The following is a 22,864-nucleotide window of genomic DNA, read 5'->3' as shown; positions in this document are numbered from 1 at the left end:
GCAGTGTTAAAAGTAGTCCCAGTTACGCCTGTTAACTTTTTTACCTGCCTGGATTGGGCAGTTTTTATCGTCATTCAACAGATGGACGCGCCATGGGCGCAGGAAAAGAAGCGTTTTGAAGAAATCCACCGCAGCACCTAAAACAGTCGTCCCGCTCTGGCGCCAGCAATTGCACTACCGGCTCAAGGAAGGTGCATTGATCGCCATCGGCGCCTTGTGCCTGTTCCTGATGATGGCTTTGTTGACCTACGGCAAAGACGATCCGGGCTGGAGCCATAACAGCAAGATCGACGATGTGCAGAACTTCGGCGGGCCTGCCGGCTCTTACAGCGCCGACATCCTGTTCATGGTCCTGGGTTACTTCGCCTACATTTTCCCGTTGCTGCTGGCGATCAAGGCGTATCAGATCTTCCGCCAGCGCCACGAGCCGTGGCAGTGGAGTGGCTGGCTGTTCTCCTGGCGCCTGATCGGTCTGGTATTTCTGGTGCTGTCGGGTGCGGCGCTGGCCCACATCCATTTCCACGCGGCGACCGGTCTGCCGGCCGGCGCGGGTGGCGCTTTGGGCGAAAGCCTCGGCGATCTGGCCAGGAACGCGCTGAACATCCAGGGCAGCACGTTGTTGTTCATCGCGCTGTTCCTGTTCGGCCTGACGGTGTTCACCGACCTGTCGTGGTTCAAGGTGATGGACGTCACCGGCAAGATCACCCTTGATCTGTTCGAACTGTTTCAGGGCGCGGCCAATCGCTGGTGGGCGGCCCGTGTCGAACGCAAGCAACTGGTTGCCCAACTGCGTGAAGTCGACGATCGCGTGCATGACGTGGTCGCGCCGACCGTCACCGACAAACGCGAGCAGGCCAAGGTCAAGGAGCGCCTGATCGAACGCGAACAGGCCCTGAGCAAGCATATGTCCGAGCGCGAGAAGCAGGTGCCGCCGGTGATTGCCCCGGCTCCGATCAAGGCGCCCGAGCCAAGCAAGCGCGTGCAGAAAGAGAAACAGGCACCGTTGTTCGTCGACAGCGCCGTGGAAGGCACCTTGCCGCCGATCTCGATTCTCGACCCCGCGGAAAAGAAACAACTCAATTATTCGCCCGAATCCCTGGCAGCCGTCGGCCACTTGCTGGAAATCAAGCTCAAGGAATTCGGCGTCGAAGTCTCGGTGGATTCGATTCACCCGGGCCCGGTCATTACCCGTTACGAAATCCAGCCTGCAGCCGGCGTCAAAGTCAGCCGCATCTCCAACCTGGCGAAAGACCTGGCCCGTTCCCTGGCCGTGACCAGTGTGCGTGTCGTCGAAGTGATTCCGGGCAAGACCACGGTCGGTATCGAGATCCCTAACGAAGACCGGCAGATCGTGCGGTTTTCCGAGGTCTTGTCGACCCCCGAGTACGATAACTTCAAGTCCCCGGTCACTCTGGCCCTGGGGCATGATATCGGCGGCAAACCGGTCATCACCGACCTAGCGAAAATGCCGCACTTGCTGGTGGCCGGTACGACCGGTTCCGGTAAGTCGGTGGGTGTGAACGCGATGATCCTGTCGATTCTGTTCAAGTCTGGCCCGGAAGACGCCAAGCTGATCATGATCGACCCGAAAATGCTCGAGCTGTCGATCTACGAAGGCATTCCGCACCTGCTGTGCCCGGTGGTCACCGACATGAAGGACGCCGCCAACGCCTTGCGCTGGAGCGTCGCCGAAATGGAACGGCGCTACAAACTGATGGCGAAGATGGGCGTGCGTAACCTGTCGGGCTTCAACGCCAAGGTCAAGGAAGCCCAGGATGCCGGCGAGCCGTTGAGCGATCCGCTGTACAAGCGCGAAAGCATCCACGACGAAGCGCCACTGCTGCAAAAACTGCCGACCATCGTCGTGGTCGTCGACGAATTCGCCGACATGATGATGATCGTCGGCAAGAAGGTGGAAGAGCTGATCGCCCGTATCGCGCAGAAGGCTCGTGCGGCCGGTATCCACTTGATCCTCGCGACCCAGCGGCCGTCGGTGGACGTGATCACCGGTCTGATCAAGGCGAACATTCCGACCCGTATGGCGTTCCAGGTGTCGAGCAAGATCGATTCGCGGACCATCATCGACCAGGGCGGCGCCGAACAACTGCTGGGCCACGGTGATATGTTGTACATGCCGCCGGGCACCAGTCTGCCGATTCGTGTTCACGGCGCTTTCGTGTCCGATGACGAGGTTCACCGGGTGGTTGAAGCCTGGAAGCTGCGCGGCGCGCCGGAATACAACGATGACATCCTCGCCGGTGTCGAAGAGGCCGGTAGCGGCTTTGAAAACGGCGGCGGTGGCGGTGACGATGATGCCGAAACCGATGCGCTCTACGACGAAGCGGTGCAGTTCGTACTGGAAAGCCGTCGTGCGTCCATCTCCGCGGTTCAGCGCAAGCTGAAAATCGGCTACAACCGCGCGGCGCGCATGATCGAAGCCATGGAAATGGCCGGGGTCGTGACGTCCATGAACACCAACGGTTCGCGTGAAGTCCTGGCCCCTGGCCCGGTGCGCGACTGATCCGGTTTTGAAAGGGGCGGCGTCTTGAGGCGCTGCCCGCACTCCCACGAATGTTTATGAGGACTCCCATGCGTCTTATCCGCATGCTGTTGCTGCCGGTACTGGCTTTGACCACGCTCTCGGCCCACGCCGATGACAAGGACGTGGCGCGTCTGACTCAACTGCTGGAAAAATCCCAGACCCTGACCGCGCGTTTCTCCCAGCTGACCCTCGATGGCAGCGGCACCCAGTTGCAGGAAACCGCCGGTCAAATGTCCTTGCAGCGCCCGGGCCTGTTCTACTGGCACACCGATGCGCCGCAAGAACAACTGATGGTTTCCGACGGCAAGAAGGTTTCCCTGTGGGACCCGGACCTGGAGCAGGTCACCATCAAGACCCTCGACCAGCGTCTGACCCAGACTCCGGCACTGTTGTTGTCCGGTGACGTGTCCAAGATCAGCCAGAGCTTCGACATCAGCGCCAAGGAAGCCGGCGGCGTGATCGACTTCACCTTGAAGCCGAAAACCAAAGACACCCTGTTCGACAGCCTGCGTCTGTCGTTCCGCAACGGTCTGGTCAATGACATGCAGCTGATTGACAGCGTCGGCCAGCGCACCAATATCCTGTTTACTGGCGTGAAGGCCAACGAGCCGATTCCTGCGTCCAAATTCAAGTTCGACATCCCTAAAGGGGCGGACGTGATTCAGGAGTAAGACGCATAACCTGTGGGAGCGGGCTTGCTCGCGAAGAGGGAGTGTCAGTCGCCATCAATGTTGTCTGACACACCGCATTCGCGATCAAGCCCGCTCCCACAGGGATCAGCGGTGTTCAGATTATTGACTGATAGGCAGTGAGGTTTCGCAAGTAGTGATGGATCTGTTTCGCAGTGCCCCGATCGCTCAGCCCTTGGCCGCACGCCTGCGCGCGGCCAATCTGGACGAGTACGTCGGTCAGGAACACCTGCTCGCTCGCGGCAAGCCTTTACGCGAAGCGCTGGAGCAGGGTGCCCTGCATTCGATGATTTTCTGGGGACCGCCAGGAGTGGGTAAAACCACGTTGGCGCGGCTGCTCGCGGAAGTCTCTGATGCGCACTTCGAAACGGTTTCGGCGGTGCTGGCCGGCGTAAAGGAAATCCGCCAGGCGGTGGAAGTCGCCAAGCAGCAGGCCGGGCAGTACGGTAAACGCACCATCCTGTTCGTCGACGAAGTGCACCGCTTCAACAAGTCCCAGCAGGATGCGTTCCTGCCGTACGTTGAAGACGGCACGCTGATTTTCATCGGCGCGACCACCGAAAACCCCTCATTCGAACTGAATAACGCGCTCTTGTCCCGGGCTCGCGTCTATGTGCTTAAAAGCCTCGACGAAGCGGCCCTGCGCAAGCTGGTGCATCGCGCATTGACCGAAGAGCGTGGGTTGGGCAAGCGGCAACTGACGCTCAGCGATGAAGGTTTTCAGATGCTGTTGTCCGCCGCCGATGGCGATGGCCGGCGTCTGCTCAACCTGCTGGAAAACGCCTCGGACCTGGCCGAAGACAACAGCGAAATCGGCGTCGATCTGCTGCAAAGTCTGCTCGGTGATACCCGTCGGCGTTTCGACAAGGGCGGCGAAGCCTTCTACGATCAGATATCCGCGCTGCATAAGTCGGTGCGCGGCTCCAATCCCGATGGCGCGCTGTATTGGTTCGCGCGGATGATCGACGGCGGTTGCGATCCGCTGTACCTGGCCCGGCGCGTGGTGCGCATGGCCAGCGAAGACATCGGCAACGCCGACCCTCGCGCCCTGAGCCTGTGCCTCGCGGCGTGGGAAGTGCAGGAGCGCCTTGGTAGCCCCGAAGGGGAGTTGGCGGTGGCCCAGGCCATTACGTATCTGGCCTGCGCGCCGAAAAGCAATGCGGTGTACATGGGCTTCAAAGCCGCGATGCGCAGCGCCACCGAACACGGCTCGCTCGAAGTGCCGCTGCACCTGCGCAACGCGCCGACCAAATTGATGAAGCAATTGGGCTATGGCGACGAGTACCGTTATGCCCACGATGAGCCGGATGCCTACGCCGCTGGCGAAGACTACTTCCCGGACGAGCTAGAACCACAACGATTCTATCAACCCGTGCCCCGCGGCCTGGAGCTGAAGATCGGCGAAAAGCTTAACCACCTCGCGCAGCTTGATCGTCTAAGCCCACGGCAGCGGAGAAAATAGTGATTCCATTGATCGTTGCCGTTTCTGTCGGCGGTGTCGCCGGTACGCTATTGCGCTTCGCCACCGGTAACTGGATCAACGCGAATTGGCCGCGGCACTTCTATACCGCGACGCTGGCCGTTAATATCGTGGGCTGTTTGCTGATCGGCGTTCTATACGGTCTGTTTTTGCTGCGCCCGGAAGTGCCGATCGAGGTGCGTGCCGGGTTGATGGTCGGCTTCCTCGGGGGGCTGACGACTTTTTCATCCTTTTCACTGGATACGGTGCGCCTGCTGGAAACCGGGCAAATGCCGCTGGCTATAGTCTATGCGGCCATCAGCGTATTCGGCGGGCTGCTCGCCACCTGGGCTGGCCTGTCCCTGACCAAACTTTGATAACGAGAAACCGACATGCTCGATTCCAAACTGTTACGTAGCAACCTTCAGGACGTAGCGGACCGCCTGGCATCCCGTGGCTACACGCTGGATGTTGCGCGCATCGAAGCGCTGGAAGAACAGCGCAAGACCGTCCAGTCCCGTACCGAGGCACTGCAGGCTGAACGTAACGCGCGCTCCAAGTCCATCGGTCAGGCCAAGCAGCGCGGCGAAGACATCGCGCCATTGATGGCGGACGTCGAGCGCATGGCGGGTGAGTTGAGCGCCGGTAAAGTCGAGTTGGACGCGATCCAGACCGAGCTGGATTCGATCCTGCTGGGCATCCCTAACCTGCCGCACGAGTCGGTGCCGGTCGGCGATGACGAAGAAGGCAACGTTGAAGTGCGCCGCTGGGGCACGCCTAAAGCTTTCGATTTCCCGGTTCAGGATCACGTGGCCCTGGGCGAGAAGTTCGGCTGGCTGGACTTCGAAACCGCCGCCAAGCTGTCCGGCGCCCGTTTCGCCCTGCTGCGCGGCCCGATCGCCCGTCTGCACCGTGCGCTGGCGCAGTTCATGATCAACCTGCACATCAACGAACACGGTTACGAAGAGGCTTACACCCCGTACCTGGTGCAGGCGCCTGCGTTGCAGGGCACCGGTCAGCTGCCAAAGTTCGAAGAAGACCTGTTCAAGATCAGCCGTGAAGGCGAAGCCGATCTGTACCTGATCCCGACCGCTGAAGTGTCGCTGACCAACATCGTCGCTGGCGAGATCGTCGATTCGAAACTGCTGCCGATCAAGTTCGTGGCACACACGCCGTGCTTCCGCAGCGAGGCCGGTGCATCGGGTCGCGACACTCGCGGCATGATCCGTCAACACCAGTTCGACAAGGTTGAAATGGTCCAGATCGTAGAACCATCGACCTCGATGGAAGCGCTGGAAGGCCTGACCGCCAACGCCGAAAAAGTCCTGCAACTGCTGGAACTGCCGTATCGCACCCTGGCGCTTTGCACGGGCGACATGGGCTTCAGCGCGGTCAAGACTTACGACTTGGAAGTGTGGATTCCGAGCCAGGACAAATACCGCGAGATTTCGTCGTGCTCCAACTGCGGCGATTTCCAGGCCCGCCGCATGCAAGCGCGTTTCCGCAACCCGGAAACCGGCAAGCCTGAACTGGTTCACACCCTGAACGGCTCCGGCCTGGCAGTCGGTCGTACCCTGGTGGCGGTGCTCGAGAACTACCAGCAGGCCGACGGTTCGATCCGTGTGCCTGAGGTGCTCAAGCCGTACATGGGTGGCCTTGAGGTCATCGGCTAAATGGACTATCTGCCGCTGTTTCATAACCTTCGCGGCAGTCGTGTATTGGTCGTCGGCGGAGGGGAGATTGCCTTGCGCAAATCCCGCCTGCTGGCCGAAGCCGGTGCGCTGCTGCGGGTGGTCGCGCCTGACATCGAACCGCAACTGCGCGAGCTAGTGGTCGGCAGCGGTGGTGAGTGCCTGGTGCGTGGCTACGCCGAAACGGATCTGGACGGTTGTGGGCTGATCATTGCCGCCACCGACGACGAACCGCTGAACGCGCAAGTCTCCGCCGATGCCCATCGGCGTTGCGTGCCGGTCAACGTGGTGGATGCGCCGGCCCTGTGCAGCGTGATCTTCCCGGCGATTGTCGACCGTTCTCCGTTGATCATCGCGGTGTCCAGTGGCGGCGATGCGCCGGTGTTGGCGCGGTTGATTCGCGCCAAACTGGAAACCTGGATTCCTTCCACCTACGGTCAACTGGCCGGCCTGGCGGCGCGTTTTCGCACTCAGGTCAAAGGCCTGTTTCCGGATGTGCAGCAGCGCCGGGCGTTCTGGGAGGATGTATTCCAAGGCCCGATTGCCGACCGGCAACTGGCCGGGCAGGGCGCCGAAGCCGAGCGCTTGATGCTGGCGAAAATCAATGGTGAAGCACCTGTCGCTACCGGCGAAGTTTATCTGGTGGGCGCCGGGCCGGGTGACCCCGACCTGTTGACCTTCCGCGCCTTGCGTCTGATGCAGCAAGCCGACGTGGTGCTGTATGACCGTCTGGTGGCGCCGGCGATTCTGGATTTGTGCCGTCGCGATGCCGAGCGAGTCTACGTGGGTAAGCGCCGCGCCGATCACGCCGTGCCTCAGGAACAGATCAACCAGTATCTGGTGGATCTGGCCAAGGCCGGCAAGCGCGTGGTGCGGTTGAAGGGCGGCGATCCGTTTATCTTCGGGCGCGGTGGTGAAGAGATCGAAGAACTGGCGGCCCATGGCATCCCGTTCCAGGTGGTGCCGGGCATTACTGCGGCCAGCGGTTGCGCGGCGTATGCCGGGATTCCGCTGACTCACCGTGATTATGCGCAGTCGGTGCGGTTCGTCACCGGGCACCTCAAGGACGGTTCCACCGACTTGCCGTGGGCCGACCTGGTCGCGCCGGCGCAAACCCTGGTGTTTTACATGGGCTTGGTGGGCTTGCCGATCATCTGCGAGCAGTTGATCAAGCACGGTCGCGCGGCCGATACCCCGGCGGCGTTGATCCAGCAGGGCACCACGGTCAATCAGCGGGTGTTTACCGGCACCCTGGCCGACCTTCCACGGCTGGTGGCGGAGCATGAAGTGCATGCGCCGACGCTGGTGATCGTTGGGGAAGTGGTGAAACTGCGCGAGAAATTGGCGTGGTTTGAAGGGGCTCAGGCGCAGGTCTAGAGACCGAGTCGCCCCCATCGCGAGCAGGCTCGCTCCCACAGGGGATTTGTGAACGACGCAAATCCAATGTGGGAGCGAGCCTGCTCGCGATGGGGCCCTCAAAATCAATACAGAATTACGATCAGTCCTGGTTCTTGCGCCAAACCCCTTTCCCATTCAACCGCGCCCGATCATGAGCCGCAGTGAAATCCTGCGCAGGCCCTTTAGGTACGATCCCGGTCGGGTTGATGGTCTTGTGACTGCCGTAGTAATGATTCTTGATGTGCTCAAAACTCACCGTTTCGGCAATCCCCGGCCACTGATAAATTTCCCGTAGCCAGTTCGACAGATTCGGATAATCGGCAATCCGTCGCAGGTTGCACTTGAAGTGCCCGAAGTACACCGCATCGAAACGAATCATCGTAGTGAACAGCCGAATATCCGCTTCCGTCAGGTATTCCCCCGTCAGGTACCGATTCGCGCCCAGCAATTGCTCCAGCCGATCCAGCTCACCAAACAACTCATCGAACGCTTCTTCATAAGCCTGCTGCGACGTAGCAAACCCGGCGCGGTACACACCGTTATTCACCGCTGGATAAATCCGCTCGTTCAGCGCATCGATCTCGGCCCGCAATGGCGTCGGGTAGAAATCCAGGTCATTGCTGGTCAACTCATCAAAAGCACTGTTGAACATGCGGATGATCTCCGCCGACTCATTGTTGACGATGCGATCTGTCTGCTTGTCCCAGAGCACCGGCACGGTAACGCGGCCGGTGTAGTCGGCGGTATCGGTGGTGTAGCGCTGATGCAGAAAATTGAAGTGATCGAGCTTGTCGCCGGTCGAGCCCCGTTTTTTATCGAAGGTCCAGCCGTTTTCCAGCATCCACCAACTGACCACTGACACATCGATCAGGCTTTCCAGGCCTTTTAGCTTACGCAGGATCAGCGTGCGATGAGCCCACGGGCAGGCGAGGGATACGTAGAGATGATAGCGACCAGCCTCGGCGGCAAAACCACCGACACCGGTCGGGCCTGGCTTGCCGTCGGCGGTCAGCCAGTTGCGACGTTGCGCCTGTTCACGCTGGAACGTGCCGTCCTTGCTGCTTTCGTACCATTGATCTTGCCAGCGGCCTTCGACTAACAAACCCATGTTCAAAACTCCTCAACCGATAAGCGTTGGAGAGGAGTCTATGCGCATAGGTTCGAACAAAAAGCGCAAAGGTTGGGCGTTTATGATCGGTTAAATCGATCGGTCCCTTGCATCCCAATACTGCTGGGCGGTTTCGAACGCTTGCTCGCGGGTCTGGCCGAGGCCGCGCAACGCCAGGGCCATGGTCGAGATCAGCGCCATTTGCGGGTAGCTGTCGACCACGTCGCCACGCCACACGGCTTTCAAATGCTCTGGATCGAGCGTGGCCGGTTTGACGTGGCGCTGGGTCGACAGCTGTGGCCATTCTTCATCCCAGCTTTCGCCGCCGGTGGTGCCATACAAGTGGCTGTCGGCGTCCGGATTGATCTCGATTTCGCCGCCATCACCCTTGATGACGATGGCGGTATCGCCGAGCAAACCGCTGGCATCGCGATGCACGGCCTGATAGCCGGGGTGGAAAATGCTTTGCAGGCCGCAGCGAGCGCCCAGCGGATTGAGAATCCGCGCCAGGGAATGGATCGGCGAGCGCAGGCCCAAGGTGTTGCGCAGATCGATCATTCGTTGAAGTTGCGGGGCCCAGTCCACCAATGGCATGAACGCCAGACCGCCCTGATCGAGGGCAGCGCCGACCTGCTGCCAATTGCGGCACAGTGGAATGTTCAGCGTCTCGAGCAGTTGTTCGCTGTACAGCCGGCCGGCCGTGTGCGCGCCGCCTCCATGCATGAAGATGCGCACGCCGTTCTGCGCCAGGCACTTGGCGGCCAGCAGGTACCACGGCAGGTGACGCTTCTTGCCCGCATACGTCGGCCAGTCCAGATCGACCGCCAGCGCCGGTGGATTCAGGCGTTCACGCAAGGCTTCGGTGAACCCGGCCATTTCCTCGGCGCTTTCTTCCTTGTGCCGCAACAGCATCAGGAACGCGCCGAGCTGGGTATCCTCGACCTTTTCATCGAGCACCATGCCCATGGCTTGGCGGGCTTCTTCGCGAGTCAGGTCGCGGGCGCCACGTTTGCCTTTGCCAAGAATCCGCACGAACTGGGCGAACGGGTGCTCGGCGGGTGTTTCGAGGGTCAGTGCTGGATAGTCGGTCATAAGCAATTCGTCGGTTTGGGCAGGCCCGCCAGTTTCGCGGCGAGTTTGGCAGGGGTGCCTTTGAACAGTCGGTTCAGGTGCAAACTGTTGCCCTTGTCGGGGCCGAGTTTCAATGCGGTGTACTTGATCAGTGGGCGGGTGGCGGGGGACAGCTGGAATTCGTCGTAGAAACTGCGCAGCAGTTCGAGGATCTCCCAGTGTTCCGGGCCCAACTCGATGTCTTCGGCCGCGGCGAGGGCGGCGGCCACCTCGGCAGACCAGTCACTCAGTTCGACCAGGAAACCGTCCTTGTCCAGTTCAATGGCGCGGGCGCCGACCGTCAGGGATTTCATAGCCAACTGTTGACCTTGTCGTAGTGAATCGACAGCTCGACGAAGGCCGGGTAATCAATGGCCTTGGCCCAATCCGGGACTTTCAGGGCCCGTGCTTGAGCATCTTCGGCCAGCACGAACAATTTCAGGCTGCGAGCATGCAACGCGCTGAATGGTGCGGTGCCTGGTTGCAAGGCATAAGCCGCATCGCCACTCAGCAGCAGCGCATCGTTAGCGCCGATCACGCGCAGGCAACTGCTCAGGCGGTCGTCGCCGAAAGGGGAATGAGACAACACATGCAAAGTCGACATCAGAGGGTGATCACTTGGTCGTAACGGTCAATGAGGGCGGTGATTTCCTGGGCGGCCAACACCTGGGCTTCTTCAAGCGACAGACCTTTTGGGTCCAGACCACGGGCCGCGGCGCTTTCACCGCACACGAACAGGTCTTCGACACCAAACATCGGCAAGGCTTGCAGGTTGGCGCTCAGGTCTTTCTGTTGCAACGCCTTGGCGTCCTGTTTCGCAGCGAGCTGGAACACGCCGTCATCGAGAAACAGCAGGCCGATCGGCAGATCGAAGGCACCGCCGGCCAGCACGATGTCCAGCGCTTCCCGCGCATTCGGCCCGGACCACGGTGCCTGACGGCTGATAATCAGCAAGGATTTAGCCATCTCACGCGCCTCCGAAACAAATCAAACGGTCAGCGTCTTGAACTGCGTCATGCAACTGGCCGAGGCCGGACAATTCCCAAGGCGCGCCCACCGCTACCGCTTCACGCTGATAGCGCTGGGCTTCTTCCTCGTTCAACACCCCACGGCGCAGGGCGGCGGCGATACAGACCACGCCATCGAGTTGATGCTCGCTGACAAAGTTGCGCCATTGCTTGGGCAAATCCTGCTCATCCTGAGGCGTGACCACGCTGCCGGATGCGTTATAGACGCCATCCTGATAGAAAAACAACCGGACAATCTCATGCCCGCCGGCCAGCGCTGCTTGAGCAAACAGCAAGGCGCGGCGCGAGGAGGGCGCATGGGCGGCGGAAAACAGCGCAATGGCGAATTTCATGACGGACTCGATCAGCAAAACTGCGGCCATGATAAAGCTTTATCGGGGGGCGGCGAAGGGCGTTTACTCGTAGACCGAGTCGCTGCCATCGCGAGCAGGCTCGCTCCCACAAGGGATTTGTGTCGTACATAAAATTTGAATCCACCATAGGCCCCCTGTGGGAGCGAGCCTGCTCGCGATAGCGGAGTGTCAGGCAACATCAATGTTGAATGAAATAACCCAATCAGCGCGGCATATACCCCAACTGCCAACGCCGCGGAATCTTCAACGACAGCAACCCCAGCACCCCGGCCAGCAGCCCGCTGACAAACAGCGCCTTGAGCCCAAGATGATGTTCCAGCAAAGCACCAATCACCGCACCGGCAAACATCCCGGCCCACGGAATCAATTGCACCCGCCAGCCATTGCGCCGCTCGCCAAGCATCCACCGCCCCAGCCCACGACCAAACCGCGACAACGCACCGGTGACGTAGGTCAGCCCGACCGGTAGGCCGTTCACTTCTTCCACAGCGGCATTGAGCATGCCCATAGCGATGATCGCTGCCAGCAGCGCCGGCAATTGCGTCTCATAGGGCCATGCCGCAGCGCCGCAGAGCAGAGTGGCGATGCACAGTAGCAACGGCAACGCCCGTCGGCCACCGAAACGGCTGACGACAATGCCCAAGGCGTTGCCGGCGACAAATGTGGCCACGAGGATTATCAGGCGCAGGGTCAACCCCAAGTCGCCATCGCTGATCGCCACGGCCAAGCGGGTGGTGTTACCGCTCATGAAGGACACGAAGTCGCCACTGGCCATGAAGCCAATGGCATCGGTCATGCCGGCGAGCACCGACAAACTGGCGACCAGCGACAGGCCGATGCGCCCGCGCCATTTATGAGTATGCAAATGGCCCGGCGTGGCCCGGGTACTTGAAGGCGAAGGCAGCATCGAAGGCTTCCTTGAGCGGCGATGATTATTTGGTTAACCCATATAACTCGCAATACTCCAGCCAGTCCATGCCGGCCATCTCCGCGACTTCCTTATGCACCTCCAGGCGTTGGGCCTGGTAATCCTCAGACGTGGCGGCGGTCAGTTGCAGCGTCAGCTCCCAGGCAAACAAACCCAGGCGCTCAGCCTCGGCTTCGAACGCTTCATGCAAGCGCTCGTCGCGGTACTGCGCCACTGTCACGCCCTTGGCTTGGGCCAACAGTGGATTCAGGTTATCCAGTTCGACGCGCAGTTCAGGACGCTCATCGAGAAACTTTTTCAGCGCCTGCTCGTGTTGCTGTTCGGTTGCCGCCATGGTCACTCCTTGGAAGACTGCTTTTTGCTCGCCTTGGCGGCCGCGGCCAGACACTCCAGAGCAAATTGCTCGGGGTAGGTCATCTGGATCGGCGTGGTTTCGCCTTTGACGGTTCTTTCGCCATCGAGAATGTAGCGAATCCGCTTGTCGGTGACGCCAATTCGCTTGGCGATCCAGGAAGGCGTCTGACCGATCTGGCTGATCAGCTTGTCGGCGTATTCAGCGGTCGGTTTGTAGTATTCGGCGTTGGGTGTCATGACCTTTCCAGAAAAATGCGCCCAGAAAAATGGGCGATGCGGCGTTAATGGCGCGACAGGGTGCGCGAATCGTTGCGCGGTGTCGCGGTATAAATGAAGTAAAGCAGAACGATACGCCGCGCCGCGGTGATACAGTCCGCTTTTTCTTGATGAGCGAACGCAATGCGAATTCTGATGGTGGCGCTGGCCGCAACCTTGCTGGCGGGCTGCGCCGGATCGGCGATGAATGACGCCCGCACCAAAACCCCGTACAAAACCCTGACCTCGGACAAACCGGAAAAAGTCGTCGCCCAGTGCGTGCAATTTGCCTGGCAGGACGAGGCGGTATTCGGCGTCGATGCGGGCGCGTATTTGCAGCCGGGCAAGAAGGGTGGCTCCACGGTGTATACCCGTTCGGCCGAGTCCTTCGTGGACGTGACCACCGATGCCTCGGGTACAGCGTTGAGCTACTACGCGCAGCATGACGATTTTGTCGCCAAGCGCCGTTTGGCGGCGTTGGCTACCTGCCTCTGAGTTGATGAGCCACGCACCTCCCCTGTGGGAGCGAGCAGGCTCGCTCCCACAATTGTCTGGTGTCGATCACATAAATGGGGCTGCTCCCACAGGATTAGGCGTCGTTCATCAAACGCTTCTGGAAAAAGAAGCGCTTGTGGCCCGGCGGGTAGTCGGCGATGTGCCCCAACTCGCTGTAGCCATGCTTCTTGTAAAACTCTGGCGCCTGGAAGTCAAAGGTGTCCAGCCAGATCCCGATACACTCTTTTTCCCGCGCCAGGTCTTCGGCCATCTGCATCAGCTTCGAGCCCATCCCTTGTCCCCGGGCCTGCTCCGGCACCGACAACAACTCAATGAAAAACCACCGGTAAAACACCCGGCCATAAAGCCCGCCGAGAATCTCGTCGCTGTCATTGCGTACCAGCAAAGCAATCTGCTCCGACACCGTGACCCCGGCCTTTGAGGCGTTGTAGGCGCGTAGCGGTGTGAGGATCGCCTCGCGCTCTTCCTGAGTGGCATTTTTCGACAATTCGATTCGCAGGGTCATAGGCAACACATCCTTATGGCAGTGAACACGGAGCCTATCCCGGTTGCGGCGATTGTTCTATCCCCCGCAGCCCAAGGAACCCTCGGGGGCCGGGAATGTCTAGCCTGAACAGCATCATTGCTGAACGCAGCCAATGAGGACAGCCCGTGAACATTTTTGAAGCCTTGCGCGAAAGCCACGACCGTCAGCGCCGCTATGCCGATGCACTGATTCAAACCAGTGGCGACACCCCGGAACGGGTCGAGGCTTACAAACGGCTCAAATCCGAGCTTCAGGCCCACGCAACCGCTGAAGAACGCCATTTCTACATGCCGCTGATGGAGTTCGACAACGGCGTGGATCTTAGCCGCCACGCCATCTCCGAACACCACGAAATGGACGAGATGATGGAAGCGCTGGATGCAACCGAAATGTCCAGTCCGTCCTGGTTGGCAACGGCGAAAAAGCTCTCGGAGAAGGTCCATCACCACCTGAAAGAAGAGGAGCAAAAGTTCTTCCAGATGGCCGGCAAGTTGCTCGACGACCAACAGAAAGAAACCCTCGCCGGGCAGTATCAAAAAGAATACAAGGCGCAACTTTCCTGAGGGTGAAAGCGGGCCAATCGTTACCTTGCGCTGTAATCCTTTTACCACAAGGGGCGTAGGATTTGATTTTGCGTACTGGTTATATATCCAGCATCTACGGGCGAATGGTTCACAAACGCATGATCCACCCGAGAAATGGGTCGATGGACAAAAAAACCAGCTCCGTTAGGTTGAAGGCCTCTCCTCGGGAAGGAGAGTTCTTAAATCAACGGAGTGAAAAAGATGAACCAACCACAGACTCAAACGCAACTTCGACACGGTCGTGTCACATCCCCCTCCAGTCGCGGCGCGGTTGCCGTGGAGCAGGGGTTGCTGGGTAACTGGCAGGTCAACGAAATGGAAGGCGGCAAGAATTTTCCGTCGCTGACCGCAGGCCCGTTCCCGGCGCCGTATCAAACCGACAGCGACAGCGTGACCCCTCCCGCCGATGGCCACATCCTCAGCGGCGGCAAGGTCGACGACCGTGATTGCATCAACTTCACCAACGAGGAATTGAGCAAAAAACTCAACCGTCCGTTCACCTGGCCACTGTTGAATGTCGACCCTGGCCAGACCTTCAAAGTCACCTGGGAGTACACCGCGCCCCACGTCACCCGTGGCTATCGCTGGCTCATCACCAAGGACGGCTGGGACCCGCAACAACGCATCAGCCGTGCGCAACTGGAGGCACAGCCGTTCTTCGAGGACTTCTACACCCAAGTGCCGTACTACAGCCATTCCGCCGAGATGAAGGCCAAGGTCAACCACGAAGTGAAATTGCCGGCGAACAAGAAAGGCCATCACGTCATTGTGCTGATGTGGATCGTGGCCAACACCGGTAATGCGTTCTATCAAGCGTTCGACGTGGATTTCAAATAACGCCAAACCTCTGAATCCATACGTTTCCAAAGAACCTTCGGGTACACGAAGATTCCTTCGGACAAGAAAGCAGCGACTCCTGAAGTCGCCGACCAGCGATAAAAAGAAGCCCGGCAGTCATGCCGGGCTTTTCTGTTTTCGCCTAACATGGACGCTTTCTGACGAACATAAGGATGGGATTGTCATGTCGAACACAGCCGAGCGGGTCAACATTATCGAGTCCCGGGTGCTGTCCCACGACTGGTATCTGCTGAAGAAAATCACCTTCGATTACTTGCGCAACAACGGCGACTGGCAGCGTCAGACTCGCGAGGTCTACGACCGGGGCAATGGCGCGGCGATTCTGCTGTTCAACCGTGAGAAGAAAACCGTCGTATTGACCCGCCAGTTCAGGCTGCCAGTGTTCGTCAACGGCCACGATGGTTTGCTGATTGAAGTGGCCGCCGGGCTGCTGGAAGGCGTTGCGCCTGAAGAGCGCATTCGCGCTGAAGCCGAAGAAGAAACCGGCTATCGCGTCCACCATGTGCAGAAGGTTTTCGAGGCCTACATGAGCCCCGGTTCGGTGACTGAAAAGCTGCATTTCTTCATGGCCGAGTACGATGTGTCTTCGAAAGTCAGTGATGGTGGCGGGCTGGAGGAAGAAACCGAAGAACTGGAAGTGCTGGAGTGGAAGTTCGATGACGCGCTGGCGGCGTTTTATCGCGGGGAGATCTGCGATGCCAAGACCATCATGCTGCTGCAGTATGCGACGATGAAGGATGTCTTCGGAACGGTTTGAGCCGGCTTGCGGCACCGTGGTATACAAGTCCGGCTCGTCTGACTCGAGAGAGCGTTCAGGCACAATGGTCGAGCATTTCGGCACAGTATCCAGCCTTCGCGCTCTCTAGACTCGTACCTCACGCCAACACACAGATGAGGTCACGATGAACATCAGAATAGTCCTATCCGCATTGTCCATGGGGGTCGTCCTCACGGGGCACGCTGCCGACTTCTCGCTGAAAAGCCAGGACATTGCCGAGAACCGCCCGCTGACCAGTCGCGAGGTGTTCCAGGGCTTCGGTTGCGAAGGGGGTAATACTTCTCCCGAACTTTCCTGGAGCCATGCCCCGACGGGTACCAAGAGTTACGCGATCACGGTCTACGATCCTGATGCGCCGACCGGCAGCGGCTGGTGGCATTGGACGGTGGTCAACTTACCCGCTTCAACCAGCAGTTTGCCAAGAGGCGTCGGTTCGAACCTGCCTGCCGGTGCAGTACAAGGGCGAACCGATTATGGCCAACCGGGATTTGGCGGGGCTTGCCCTCCAGTAGGGGATAAGCCGCATCGCTATCAATTCACCGTATGGGCGTTGAAAGTCGATAAGCTACCCCTCGACAACCAGGCCAGCGGAGCCTTGGTGGGCTATATGCTCAATGCCAACGCCTTGGCCAAAGCAACCATTACTTCAACTTACGGACGTTAAGAACGATGCGCCCTTGTTTCGGCATACAGCACCGGGAAAATATTATCGATGCTTGTGTCATACGGGCGCGACAGCCCCATACATTGCAACGGGTGCCGATATTCGCTACCGCCTTGTGTCGAGTGCGGCAGGGAGAAAAGCTGCTGCAATGGGATGACCGGCAGATGCGTGCAGGGCCGCAACATCTGATTCTGATGCCGGCCGGGCGCGAGCTTGGCATCTCAAACTTCCCCGGCCTTCACGGTCACTACATCGCCGATGTGGTGACCTTTCCCGGTTCGACACTGCGTAACTTCAGCAGCCGATATGGCCAGCAGATCATGAGCCATCACCGTGCCCTGAAGTCAGATCTATGTGTCCCTCTGGACAGGCATACAACACAGGCATGGGATCAGTTATTGGCCTCCATCAATGCGGACGCTCCAGATGCATTACGCACCCACTATGGGGAAGCGGTTCTCCTGAGCCTGTGCCTCGGCGGTCAGGCCGGGCCGCTGCTGATGGACCGCAACGATCCACTGTGTGAACGGGTGCAGCAGCTGGTAATGGGCAGCCCGGAGAGAGACTGGACTGTTGCGCACGTTGCACAACACCTGAACCTTGGTGAGTCGACTTTGCGTCGCCAATTGGCCAATGAGGGGGACAGTTTCAGGAATATTCTGGAAAGTGTTCGACTGGCTACGGCGCTGCAATGGTTGCAAACCACTTCTCGCCCCATCGGGGAAATTGCCGGTGCCAGCGGTTACGCCTCGGCCTCACGCTTTGCAGTACGCTTTCGCTCACACTATGGCTTGTCGCCACGGGAATTGCGGGCGGCGATTTAGGTAATTCCTGTGAGATGTTCCCTGTCCATTAGATAAACAAATCATCCATCCTGCCGGCCCCGTGGCACTCGTACCCTTCCAGTGTCAGTAGCCGCTCCTTCGCCTCAAGCCCACCGGCAAACCCCGTCAGTTTCCCCGACGCACCGATCACTCGATGACACGGCGCGATAATCGAAATCGGGTTCTTGCCATTAGCCGCACCCACCGCACGAACCGCGCTGGGGTTGCCGATCTGCCGGGCAATCTCGCTGTAGCTGCGCGTTTCGCCAAACGGAATGGTCAGCAGCGCCTGCCACACCTTCTGCTGAAATTCCGTCCCGGAAAAATCCAGTTCCAGCTCGAAACGGTTACGCGTGCCGGCGAAGTATTCCTGCAACTGCTGTGCGGTGCGCACCAGGATCGGGTTGTCCGCCGCTTCAGTCATCGGTCCCAGCCTTACCCGCCCCGGTTTGTCGTTTTCCCAGAGGATGGCCGCCAGTCGCGCGCCTTTAGCGACCAGTTTCAATTCGCCGACCGGAGACGCCAGGGTGGTGAAGGTGTAGGACATGCCGACGGACTCCGTAAAAGTGCTGAACAGGGGACTCAGCATACTGCCTCGTCGGGGAGGCGCAATACGCAATCCCAGCCATACTTGCCTACTGCTCTTGAACCGTTTCCTCTGTTTTTGAACAGAACCTAAAAACAAAAAGAGACCGACTCATGAAGTTCGAACCTTTTACCAAATCGCTCATGGCAACCGCATTGGCGCTGAGTTGCCTGACCGCCCACGCGGCCTCCGTCGCCCCGGTCGCAGCCGAAAACGGCATGGTCGTCACCGCCCAGCATCTGGCCAGCCACGTCGGCGTCGATGTGCTCAAGAATGGCGGCAACGCCGTCGATGCCGCCGTTGCGGTAGGTTATGCGCTGGCGGTGGTGTACCCCGCGGCGGGCAACCTGGGCGGCGGCGGTTTCATGACGATTCAATTGGCGGACGGGCGCAAGACCTTCCTCGACTTCCGTGAAAAAGCCCCGCTGGCCGCGACCCCCGACATGTACCTCGACAAAGAGGGCAATGTCATCCCGGACCTGAGCACCCGCGGCCACCTTGCCGTTGGCGTGCCGGGCACCGTTTCGGGCATGGAACTGGCCCTGAAGAAATACGGTACCAAACCCCGCAAGGAAGTGATTGCCCCGGCGATCAAGCTTGCCGAAGACGGTTTTGTGCTGGAGCAGGGCGATGTCGACTTGCTGGAGTACGCCACTGACGTCTTCAAGAAAGACATGCGCGACTCGGGCTCGATCTTCCTGAGCAATGGCGAGCCGATGCAGGTCGGTCAGAAACTCGTACAAAAAGACTTGAGCAAAACCCTGCGGGAAATTTCCGAGAAGGGCGCCGACGGTTTCTATAAAGGCTGGGTGGCCGACGCCATCGTCACCTCCAGTCAGGCCAACAAGGGCATTATCACCCAGGCCGACCTCGACAAATACCAGACCCGCGAACTGGCGCCGATCGAGTGCGATTACCGTGGCTATCATGTGGTCTCGGCGCCACCGCCAAGCTCCGGTGGCGTGGTGATCTGCGAGATCATGAACATCCTCGACGGCTACCCGATGAAAGACCTGGGCTTCCGCTCGGCTCAGGCGATGCACTACCAGATCGAAGCGATGCGTCACGCGTATGTGGACCGCAACAGCTACCTCGGCGACCCGGACTTTGTGAAAAATCCGATCGCCCATTTACTGGATAAAAACTACGCGACCAAAATCCGCGAAGTCATCGATCCACAGAAGGCCGGCGTCTCCCGCGAGATCAAACCCGGCGTCGCGCCCCACGAAGGCAGCAACACCACCCATTACTCGATCGTCGACAGATGGGGCAACGCGGTGTCGGTGACCTACACCCTCAACGACTGGTTCGGCGCCGGCGTCATGGCGAGCAAAACCGGGGTCATCCTCAACGATGAAATGGACGACTTCACCTCGAAAATCGGCGTGCCGAACATGTACGGTCTGGTGCAGGGCGAAGCCAACGCCATCGCCCCCGGCAAGGCACCGCTGTCGTCCATGAGCCCGACCGTCGTCACCAAGGACGGCAAAGTCGTCATGGTTGTCGGCACCCCCGGTGGCAGCCGCATCATCACCGCCACCCTGCTGACCATCCTCAACGTGATCGACTACGGCATGAACATCCAGGAAGCGGTGGATGCGCCGCGTTTCCACCAGCAATGGCTGCCGGAAGAAACCAACCTGGAGAACTTCGCCACCAGCCCGGACACCAAGAAAATGCTAGAAAGTTGGGGGCACAAATTTGCCGGCCCGCAGGACCCCAACCATATCGCAGCTATTCTGGTAGGTGCGCCTTCGCTGGAAGGCAAGCCAGTAGGCAAGAACCGCTTCTATGGAGCGAACGATCCACGGCGTAATACCGGGTTGTCACTCGGTTACTGAAACAGGCGATCAGCGGCCACCTGAACTCCCCGGGTGGCCCCGATCCCTGTAGCAGCTGCCGAGCCCGCGAGACTGCGTTCGGCTGCGAAGCAGTCGTAAAAACGGTTGACCAAGTTCACCCAGGTAAACCGCATTCGCTGAAATCGCGACCGCTTCGCGCTCGAACGCAGCCTCGCAGGCTCGACAGCTGCTACATGCTCGAAAGGGAGTTGAAATCCATCGTTCTACCGACCTATCTAAGGAAGGAAGCCATGAGCACCGCACTCCTGATCATTGATGTCCAACGCGCGCTGTGTACCGGCGAGTATGAATGCTTCGATATCCAGCGCATCATCGAAACCATCAACGACCTCAGCGCCAGAGCCCGAGCCACCAACATCCCGGTCATCCTGATCCAGCACGAAGAAAAGGGCGACCTGCTGCAATATGGTGGCGAAGGCTGGCAACTGGCCGACGGCCTGAAGACTTCACCCCAAGACCTGCACGTGTACAAAACCACCTCGGATTCGTTCTACCAGACCGACTTGCATGAACAGCTGCAAGAGCTGGACGCCGCCCGCCTGATCATCTGCGGCCTGCAAACCGATTACTGCATCAACGCCACCGTCCGCGAGGCGCATCAATTGGGCTACGACATCGTGCTGGTGGCCGACGCCCATTCCACCATCGACAACGGCATGATGAGCGCCGAAGACATCATCGCCGAACACAATAAGGATCTGGCGCACCTGACCGGCTCCGTGGCGCGGATCGATGTCATGCCTGCCAGTGAAATCAAAGTCTGAAAACACCGCCAGCCCCGTGGCGAGTGAGTTTGCTCGCCTGGTGCTGGACGCAATCGCTGCGCCTATGGCATGGTCAAAAAAATAATACGCCATGCAGCGAACGGGATCAGAACGATGGAGGAGGGTGATGAGGTCGGCGCCAAGACGTCGATGGCAACGCTGAAAGCGTTCAACCTTTGCGTATTGCACCTGGGGCGTCTTGCCCGAGATCGCGGTGCATCCCGGTTTATCACCGACGGCCTGCAGGCATTCAGCCAACTGGTGCCCTTCGCTTCGGCCTGGTGGGGCGAGATGTCTGCGTCGGGCGTCGATGTTTCGCCCAGAAACTGGATGCACGGGCGAATCAATCTGCCCGAGTCGTTTGCCGCCGAGTGGCACACGTGCGCGCGCAACGACAAATTCTCCCATGACACCATGAGTCGACCCGGTGAGGTCGTGCGCGACAGCGGTTTCACCGACCCCAATGAAGAAGTGAACACGTTCGCTCGGCGCCACGACCTCTACTACCTGATGTGCATCACTTTCGAGTTACCCGAAAGCGGCATGATGTTCTTCGTCTGCCTCTATCGAGGCATTGATGCCTCGGCTTTCAACGACAGCGAGGCCGATCTGTTTTCGGCCTTCTGCGACCACCTGTTGCAGCAGTGGCGATTCCAGGTGCAGGACATGATCCGCTTCGATACGGGCAACGGGGCGTCGGACTTTGGCGTCGCACGCATGGACGGCAGCTTGCTGTACGTGGGGGCAACGCTATGCGCAGCCATTGAACGTGAGTTACCCGGCTGGAACGGTTCAATGCTTCCCGCGCAGGTGATCGCGCAACTGCAAAAGGCACCCTGCGTCATGCGCCTGGGCCGCTGCGCCCTGACACTGAGCCCTAACGCTGAACACGTCATCCTGTCGCTCGAAGCCCAGTCGCGCGGGGCGATGCTTGCGCCACGTGAGCGGACGGCAGCGATGCTGTTTGCCGCCGGCCATTCCTACAAGGAAATTGCCAAAATCCTGGAGTTGAGTCCTGCGACAGTGCGCACCTATCTGCGCAACTGCTACTTGCAACTGGGCGTGAAGAGCAAGGTGGAACTGGGTTATGTCCTGCGTTCCGCGACCTCGCTCGCGGTGGTCACGCGCCGGGATTAAGCCCGGGAAAGCCCCGAGAACTCGGGGCTGATACCACGGTTCATCGGCCGCTATTGTTCGGACTCCTTTTCGGTTCGAGCAGGTCGTGGGGTAAGTACTTTCACCACATCATCAATCACCGCTTTACTCATCGCCGTCAGATAGTGCGCGGCCCAGGCGTGGCGGTCGCTCTTTGTTGAAGGCTGCATCTTCGGCAAATGACTTGGCGAGGAACAGCAGATCGGAAGCCTGTGCCAATGCGTCGCCAATGGGTACGCCGGCACTGACGTGAAACAGTGGCTTATCCGAGCAATAGATGAAGGGGGTGAAGCCGATGGTTTTCAGTTCTGAGTGTTCGGTCTGAATGTCGGACGGATTTGTTTTGTGCATGGTCGAACTCCTTGATTAGAGAAGCCGCTGCCGTCCTTCCTACGGGATTGGGTGGCGACTGTACGCAGGGTAGGAATACCGGGAATCAAGGCACCCGGCACACCCGAAGGTGTCCCGCGCACAGCCGCCATAGAACGCTATTGCGGGCACAAAAAAAGCGCCTGCAATACTTATGGAGCGCTGTTGCGCCTTAATTCATTTCAGGTTCCTACGCCCGGTCGCTGATTTTGCAACGACGCCGAAAGGGTATAGCGCAGACCGTTCTCCTGCAACCTCCGCAACACTTTTACTGCCCCTCTCAGACTCACTGATGCAACATTTTGAAATGCGGAAAACTCTGACGTGTTTTCTGGAGGCGTCCGACATTCATTCCTTTGCCTCCTTGCTAACTTGCTCGGCAGTTTTGCACTTGTTCACGCCGGGGATGGCTTGAGCAGCGCGATTTGTTTCCTCTCTCAGCTTAAGGACGAGCGAAAAAGCA

26 protein-coding genes and 1 pseudogene are annotated in these 22,864 nt (G+C 59.3%); 15 read left to right on the top strand and 12 right to left on the bottom strand.

Annotated features, from left to right (window positions below; all coding sequences use genetic code 11):
- Nucleotides 1-115: 115 nt before the first annotated feature.
- The 6 genes from ACYZT2_RS18015 (at nt 116) to cysG (ending at nt 7,758) form a co-directional block, all read left to right on the top strand.
- Nucleotides 116-2,521, top strand: a complete 2,406-nt coding sequence (locus tag ACYZT2_RS18015) for a DNA translocase FtsK (protein WP_461966115.1) — start codon at nt 116-118, stop codon at nt 2,519-2,521.
- Between the two features lie 68 nt (nt 2,522-2,589).
- Nucleotides 2,590-3,213 (top strand): outer membrane lipoprotein periplasmic chaperone LolA, encoded by a 624-nt coding sequence (gene lolA / locus ACYZT2_RS18010; protein WP_007904916.1) that lies wholly within the window; start codon nt 2,590-2,592, stop codon nt 3,211-3,213.
- A 157-nt stretch (nt 3,214-3,370) separates the two neighbouring features.
- Nucleotides 3,371-4,693 carry a replication-associated recombination protein A gene (locus ACYZT2_RS18005; protein ID WP_038982565.1) on the top strand — a complete coding sequence of 441 codons (1,323 nt, stop codon included), beginning with the start codon at nt 3,371-3,373 and terminating at the stop codon, nt 4,691-4,693.
- A complete protein-coding gene (crcB, locus tag ACYZT2_RS18000; protein WP_461966112.1) occupies nt 4,693-5,067 on the top strand; it encodes a fluoride efflux transporter CrcB in 375 nt (124 codons plus the stop codon). The genes ACYZT2_RS18005 and crcB overlap by 1 nt, the downstream gene beginning before the upstream one ends.
- 15 nt (nt 5,068-5,082) lie before the next feature.
- Nucleotides 5,083-6,363, top strand: coding sequence for a serine--tRNA ligase (gene serS / locus ACYZT2_RS17995; RefSeq protein ID WP_461966110.1), 1,281 nt, complete (start codon nt 5,083-5,085; stop codon nt 6,361-6,363).
- Nucleotides 6,364-7,758 (top strand): siroheme synthase CysG, encoded by a 1,395-nt coding sequence (cysG, locus tag ACYZT2_RS17990; RefSeq protein ID WP_461966108.1) that lies wholly within the window; start codon nt 6,364-6,366, stop codon nt 7,756-7,758.
- A gap of 121 nt (nt 7,759-7,879) precedes the next feature.
- Here cysG and ACYZT2_RS17985 read toward each other — a convergent pair whose 3' ends face one another.
- From ACYZT2_RS17985 to ACYZT2_RS17945, 9 genes are all read right to left on the bottom strand, one after another.
- Nucleotides 7,880-8,887 carry a glutathione S-transferase family protein gene (locus ACYZT2_RS17985; protein ID WP_461966106.1) on the bottom strand — a complete coding sequence of 336 codons (1,008 nt, stop codon included), beginning with the start codon at nt 8,885-8,887 and terminating at the stop codon, nt 7,880-7,882.
- 90 nt (nt 8,888-8,977) lie between these two features.
- Nucleotides 8,978-9,979 (bottom strand): glycosyl transferase family protein, encoded by a 1,002-nt coding sequence (locus tag ACYZT2_RS17980; protein ID WP_461966104.1) that lies wholly within the window; start codon nt 9,977-9,979, stop codon nt 8,978-8,980.
- Nucleotides 9,976-10,311, bottom strand: coding sequence for a TusE/DsrC/DsvC family sulfur relay protein (locus ACYZT2_RS17975; RefSeq protein WP_461966102.1), 336 nt, complete (start codon nt 10,309-10,311; stop codon nt 9,976-9,978). The genes ACYZT2_RS17980 and ACYZT2_RS17975 overlap by 4 nt, the downstream gene beginning before the upstream one ends.
- Nucleotides 10,308-10,601: a sulfurtransferase complex subunit TusB gene (gene tusB / locus ACYZT2_RS17970; protein WP_461966100.1), complete on the bottom strand. Its 294-nt coding sequence runs from the start codon at nt 10,599-10,601 to the stop codon at nt 10,308-10,310. Before tusB ends, ACYZT2_RS17975 begins: the two co-directional genes overlap by 4 nt.
- A complete protein-coding gene (gene tusC, locus ACYZT2_RS17965; RefSeq protein ID WP_052967905.1) occupies nt 10,601-10,963 on the bottom strand; it encodes a sulfurtransferase complex subunit TusC in 363 nt (120 codons plus the stop codon). The genes tusB and tusC overlap by 1 nt, the downstream gene beginning before the upstream one ends.
- 1 nt (nt 10,964) lies before the next feature.
- On the bottom strand, nt 10,965-11,357 hold the full coding sequence (gene tusD / locus ACYZT2_RS17960; RefSeq protein WP_064621317.1) for a sulfurtransferase complex subunit TusD: 393 nt from the start codon (nt 11,355-11,357) through the stop codon (nt 10,965-10,967).
- 223 nt (nt 11,358-11,580) lie between these two features.
- On the bottom strand, nt 11,581-12,285 hold the full coding sequence (locus ACYZT2_RS17955; protein ID WP_461966097.1) for a YoaK family protein: 705 nt from the start codon (nt 12,283-12,285) through the stop codon (nt 11,581-11,583).
- 25 nt (nt 12,286-12,310) lie between these two features.
- Nucleotides 12,311-12,640, bottom strand: coding sequence for a DUF6388 family protein (locus ACYZT2_RS17950; RefSeq protein ID WP_461966095.1), 330 nt, complete (start codon nt 12,638-12,640; stop codon nt 12,311-12,313).
- 2 nt (nt 12,641-12,642) lie between these two features.
- Complete coding sequence (locus ACYZT2_RS17945; protein ID WP_008008546.1) at nt 12,643-12,897, bottom strand: hypothetical protein; 255 nt, start codon at nt 12,895-12,897, stop codon at nt 12,643-12,645.
- Between the two features lie 162 nt (nt 12,898-13,059).
- On the opposite strand from ACYZT2_RS17945, the gene ACYZT2_RS17940 reads away from it, so the two are divergent.
- The gene (locus ACYZT2_RS17940) at nt 13,060-13,410 is read left to right on the top strand and encodes a hypothetical protein (RefSeq protein WP_007904889.1); all 351 of its coding nucleotides are present in this window, start codon (nt 13,060-13,062) and stop codon (nt 13,408-13,410) included.
- 94 nt (nt 13,411-13,504) lie between these two features.
- Here the strand turns inward: ACYZT2_RS17940 and ACYZT2_RS17935 are convergent, their stop codons facing one another.
- Nucleotides 13,505-13,936, bottom strand: coding sequence for a GNAT family N-acetyltransferase (locus ACYZT2_RS17935; RefSeq protein ID WP_461966092.1), 432 nt, complete (start codon nt 13,934-13,936; stop codon nt 13,505-13,507).
- A gap of 146 nt (nt 13,937-14,082) precedes the next feature.
- Here ACYZT2_RS17935 and ACYZT2_RS17930 point away from each other — a divergent pair, with 146 nt between their 5' ends.
- The 5 genes from ACYZT2_RS17930 to ACYZT2_RS17910 all read left to right on the top strand — a co-directional run bounded on the left by ACYZT2_RS17930 (nt 14,083) and on the right by ACYZT2_RS17910 (nt 17,665).
- A complete protein-coding gene (locus ACYZT2_RS17930; RefSeq protein WP_048397272.1) occupies nt 14,083-14,520 on the top strand; it encodes a hemerythrin domain-containing protein in 438 nt (145 codons plus the stop codon).
- A 222-nt stretch (nt 14,521-14,742) separates the two neighbouring features.
- Nucleotides 14,743-15,378: a lytic polysaccharide monooxygenase auxiliary activity family 9 protein gene (locus ACYZT2_RS17925; protein ID WP_461966090.1), complete on the top strand. Its 636-nt coding sequence runs from the start codon at nt 14,743-14,745 to the stop codon at nt 15,376-15,378.
- Between the two features lie 184 nt (nt 15,379-15,562).
- Nucleotides 15,563-16,156, top strand: a complete 594-nt coding sequence (locus ACYZT2_RS17920) for an NUDIX domain-containing protein (protein ID WP_461966088.1) — start codon at nt 15,563-15,565, stop codon at nt 16,154-16,156.
- Between the two features lie 145 nt (nt 16,157-16,301).
- Nucleotides 16,302-16,841 (top strand): kinase inhibitor, encoded by a 540-nt coding sequence (locus tag ACYZT2_RS17915; protein WP_461966086.1) that lies wholly within the window; start codon nt 16,302-16,304, stop codon nt 16,839-16,841.
- 5 nt (nt 16,842-16,846) lie between these two features.
- On the top strand, nt 16,847-17,665 hold the full coding sequence (locus tag ACYZT2_RS17910) for a helix-turn-helix transcriptional regulator (RefSeq protein ID WP_461966084.1): 819 nt from the start codon (nt 16,847-16,849) through the stop codon (nt 17,663-17,665).
- A 28-nt stretch (nt 17,666-17,693) separates the two neighbouring features.
- Here the strand turns inward: ACYZT2_RS17910 and ACYZT2_RS17905 are convergent, their stop codons facing one another.
- Nucleotides 17,694-18,212, bottom strand: a complete 519-nt coding sequence (locus tag ACYZT2_RS17905) for a methylated-DNA--[protein]-cysteine S-methyltransferase (RefSeq protein ID WP_461973162.1) — start codon at nt 18,210-18,212, stop codon at nt 17,694-17,696.
- Nucleotides 18,213-18,364: 152 nt separating this feature from the next.
- Here ACYZT2_RS17905 and ggt point away from each other — a divergent pair, with 152 nt between their 5' ends.
- The 3 genes from ggt (at nt 18,365) to ACYZT2_RS17890 (ending at nt 22,014) form a co-directional block, all read left to right on the top strand.
- Nucleotides 18,365-20,092 (top strand): gamma-glutamyltransferase, encoded by a 1,728-nt coding sequence (ggt, locus tag ACYZT2_RS17900; protein ID WP_461966082.1) that lies wholly within the window; start codon nt 18,365-18,367, stop codon nt 20,090-20,092.
- A gap of 251 nt (nt 20,093-20,343) precedes the next feature.
- On the top strand, nt 20,344-20,877 hold the full coding sequence (locus tag ACYZT2_RS17895; protein ID WP_461966080.1) for a cysteine hydrolase family protein: 534 nt from the start codon (nt 20,344-20,346) through the stop codon (nt 20,875-20,877).
- 114 nt (nt 20,878-20,991) lie between these two features.
- A complete protein-coding gene (locus tag ACYZT2_RS17890) occupies nt 20,992-22,014 on the top strand; it encodes a helix-turn-helix transcriptional regulator (RefSeq protein WP_461973160.1) in 1,023 nt (340 codons plus the stop codon).
- 50 nt (nt 22,015-22,064) lie between these two features.
- Here the strand turns inward: ACYZT2_RS17890 and ACYZT2_RS17885 are convergent.
- A pseudogene (locus ACYZT2_RS17885) lies at nt 22,065-22,383 on the bottom strand (DUF3077 domain-containing protein).
- Between the last annotated feature and the right edge of the window lie 481 nt (nt 22,384-22,864).

Source organism: Pseudomonas sp. MDT1-85, assembly GCF_054898065.1.
The sequence above is the reverse complement of the archived record's forward strand: the minus strand, read 5'-3'. Positions and strand labels throughout refer to the sequence as shown.